The organism is Escherichia sp. AM3, assembly GCF_032029835.1.
In the GTDB taxonomy this organism is placed as follows: Bacteria; Pseudomonadota; Gammaproteobacteria; order Enterobacterales; family Enterobacteriaceae; genus Escherichia; species Escherichia coli.
The window spans coordinates 1-3,698 of sequence record NZ_JAVUPQ010000152.1 but is presented as its reverse complement, the minus strand read 5'-3'; the positions used below and the strand labels follow the sequence as shown (position 1 = coordinate 3,698).

Below are 3,698 nucleotides of genomic sequence, written 5' to 3'. Positions count from 1 at the left end.
GCGTAATCCATGTTCAGGCGCAGCGGGTTATCTTCCAGCGGGCGCAAATGTTTGTCTGAGAGGCTGTTACGCTGCTGCTGCAAATCGAGCAGACCTTTTATTGCGGCCTGTAACGTTCGTCCGGCCTCCTCCAGAAAATCATCCGCATCGTCGGAATTGCTCATGGTAAGCGAGCCGCCAAGACCGCGCAGTAAGGGGGTGACCGCAAGGTGGCGTTGCGCCATTTCTGCCGCAGAGACGTCGTCATTACGATCGCCGGGGCTGGCATAAATGGGCGGCAGATCCATAAACGGAGTATTGATCCCCCCATTACTTGCCGGATCGGACAGCGGTGCCGATGGCCGGACAGCCGCAATGCCTGAAAGCGGATCGCCCGTGGTAATCAGGCTTTCGGACTGAAGTGCCTGGAGTGGATCGGCAGAAAAACCGTTTACCACGGTGTCTGCAAGCTGGTGCCGGTGAGTCATTCCCGGATAGTGTGGCGCACCCTCCGTTGATAGCAGGGTATCCGTGAGCATATCGCGATTGGTAACGATGGTTTCGGGAGTGGCCATTTCCTCATCGTAATGGGGAATATCTCCCCGGTTCAGATGAACCCTCACCATCAGCCGTCCGATCTGGATCTCATCGCCCTGGCGCAACTGTATTAGGTCTGATGTTGCTGTGACTTTTGCCTGATTCAGCCACAGTTGTGCCGTCTGCGGGCGCAGACAAAATGTGCCATCGTGCAGGATAACGGTAAAAGCCTGGGCCGGAATGCTCTGCTGACGATCCTGTACCGACCAGTGGCATTCGGGGCCATGGCCGACATTTCCCTGCTGTGTGAATAGACAGCGCGCCGCCCGCCCGCTTTCCAGCTCACTGCCGTTAATGACCTGCAATGAAAGCGTCTGTAGTTTCTCTTCCGGCATATTCTGCTCCGTGATTATCATAATTTACGACCGTACCCTGATGGTGACTGAGGGTCGTTCTTCAGGTGTGCCGAGGAAGCTGGTCCAGCCCAGCAGCGCACTTTTGTTATCACCCAGGCGCATTGCGCCCACCTGCTCCGGCGCCAGCCCCAGATGTAAGTCCCAGGCAAGCTGATCGCGCAGGATGAAGGACACGAACATCGTCAGTGGCAGGAAGTTTTCGCCGGACGGCAGAAAAGAGAGGAACTGTTTTCGGGTCAGGCTGGTAATACTGAGCTGGAATTTTCCGCTGAGATCGGGCACTCGTGTACCCAGAACAAAGTTGCCCAGTACCGATCTTCCCGCCAGTTTTTCGCCATTTTTAAGAGAATAGCTCCCCAGACTATTTTGCTGATCCGGTTCAATATCCACCTTGCGACGTTGCCAGTTTTGCAGCGTCACTTCTGACAAATCAAAGCAGTGGGACACCAGGCCACAGATTATTTCCGGGGATCGTCCCGGATTTGCCAGGATCCCGGAATACGCCAGCATTTTGCTGTGATTAATCGCCAGCTTATCGCGAAGCTGGCGGTGGCCCAGCCCGACAAGGGAGTACATGCGCTGCGAGAACGCATCCACACCGCCGTTACGAAAACTGATGTGATAGCGGTACTTACGCCAGATATGCCAGACAAACTGGGTCAGGCGGTGGCTGAACATATCCAGAAAATCACCTACCGGACTTTGTTCATGTACCGCTTTCCAGGCCAGGTGATCGAGGTAATAACCGGGGAGAGGCGACTGGCTCCCCTGTAACCCCATAAAGGTGGTGGTCATCCTGAATGCCCCTGATGTATCCCGTTTCAGCGCACTGATATCACTGCACGGGAAGGCAAGGCTGGCATCGGCGCTGAAACGCAGGGTTTCCTGTGCCGGATCGTCACGCAGGGATAATTCTGGCGTCCCCTTTTCACCCTTTGCCAGGCGGTGCAACAGCTCCGCCATCGCAAAAAAATTGTAAGAGCAGGCATTATGGAAAACCTGTGCCAGCGGATCATTCTGCTCTTTATCTGCCGGGGGATTTCCCGGACTCAGATAAGAGGATGCTGCCCGATTCTTTCCGTCCATTTCCATGTCTCCTGGCTTTCTGTGTTCACAACGGTCAGCATGTGGAATGAGTTAACGCTGGCGTACAGCGACAGAAAATGCGAAAGCACCGTACCGAGCAGATACATTTCCCCTTCACAGACAAACGGCTCCGGGTGCAGATACAGCGTGGAGGCCAGTCCCCGGACGGGAATACCCGTAAACAGGCGATCAACGGGGCGGGTCTCCAGACGCTCAATGGCATCCAGCTTTTGTTGTGACAGCCGTGCCGTCTGCGGATGATGGATTGCGTGGCGATCAAAGTTGGCGATGACCTGCTTCAGCGCGTCCGTATCCAGTAATGACAGATAATTCAGGTTCATGGCGGAGAGTAGGGACCAGTGCAGGCTGCCATCAATGACCGGCCAGAGTGGTTGCGTCGGGCGGGTAATGTTGCGAAATGAAGCAACAGCTGCATTTTTACCGGTTGTGCCGGTGATATCGCCGGAACGAATTTGTGACGGAAGCTCACGGTTGGTACAGGTCAGCGATACCGAAACCACTTCATTACTGAGCAGAGATTCGTCTGACGGATAACTGCCATCAGCATGTATAAAGGCAAGGGTATGATCAAAGCCGCGATGGAACAGGGATGTTTTGGTCCGGTGATGCCAGTACACCACTTCCCGCTTCCGGCTGTATTCCATCTGATGGCTGAAACTTTCAAAGGCTGGCCACTGGCGCGCGGCCTGCGTCGAAACAGGACGCCCCAGATCTTTTTTCCTGAACATATCCTGGACCTGGCTCACCACACTGTTAACGGAAAATACATCGTAATGTTGTGGGTAATGGCGGCTGGGAACCAGCGGATAGTCTGCCCGCCGGTTGTCCAGCGTGATGGCTTCTGCATGGTGGATAAATAAATTAATGGCAGGTGCGCAATACAGGCGCAGGGAATCGCGGCGCAGCCGGATGTCCACGGGCAAAGGGCGCGAAAAACGCAGTTGCAGGGTAAAGAATTCCGCCTGCAATCCGTCAGGCAAAGCCGGACAACCACAAAGATCAAAAAAGAGAAACGCATCGGGGTAACAGAAATACTCCTGAAGGATCCGGTAGCCGCTGTGGACGTTTTTCGGCCAGGGCAGCATGGCATCCTGCGGCTCAAAACCGACAGCTTTTAGCATAAACTCAGGCAGGCGAAGATGCTGTTCACCCACAGTCAGGTCGGCACCCTGCAAGTATTCGCAGAACCATAAATAAAGCTGGTCACGGGTATAGTTGTCGTCATTGCCGAGCCAGAAGCGAAGTTTGTTCAGATCCAGCGTGCGGAAGTCCGTTCCCGGTGCGACCGAAAAGGTGATGTTGATAACACCATTACGGGTCGTACTGCGGTTTTCAATCTGCTCCAGGCGAACGGGCAGCAGCCAGATATCCCGGCAGAGGGTGAAGGTACAGGGAGGCGGCTCCTCCTTTTTAGCATCAGAGGGCAGCACTTCATCAACTCTGATTTCCCCGGCGTTGGTTGTAAACTGCTCATTACGGGGGATTAACACCGGTACAGAAGACTTATCCATATCCGGCGTATATTCAATAAGGGTCATTGCCGGAACCGGACGCAGGTAATTAGGCCATAGCATCTTAATAAGCCCGTGCGTCAGTTCTGGGAATTCATCCTCAATTTTCTGGCGGAGATTGCCGGTAAGAAAAGCCACCCCTTCCAGC

At 54.4% G+C, this 3,698-nt stretch carries 3 protein-coding genes; all 3 read right to left on the bottom strand.

What is annotated here, in order from left to right; all coding sequences use genetic code 11:
* Positions 1-911: type VI secretion system-associated FHA domain protein TagH (tagH, locus tag RTW80_RS23070; RefSeq protein ID WP_312720361.1), on the bottom strand; the 911-nt coding region annotated here is incomplete at its 3' end.
* Between the two features lie 24 nt (positions 912-935).
* The gene (gene tssG / locus RTW80_RS23065) at positions 936-2,018 is read right to left on the bottom strand and encodes a type VI secretion system baseplate subunit TssG (RefSeq protein ID WP_000348793.1); all 1,083 of its coding nucleotides are present in this window, start codon (positions 2,016-2,018) and stop codon (positions 936-938) included.
* Positions 1,982-3,698 (bottom strand): type VI secretion system baseplate subunit TssF (tssF, locus tag RTW80_RS23060; protein ID WP_312720358.1); only part of this gene is annotated, 1,717 nt, incomplete at its 5' end. The genes tssG and tssF, both read right to left, overlap by 37 nt.

Bases quoted from the DNA above. Each gene is read 5' to 3' on its own strand.
- tssG (WP_000348793.1), bottom strand. From the start codon at position 2,018: ATGGACGGAAAGAATCGGGCAGCATCCTCTTATCTGAGTCCGGGAAAT.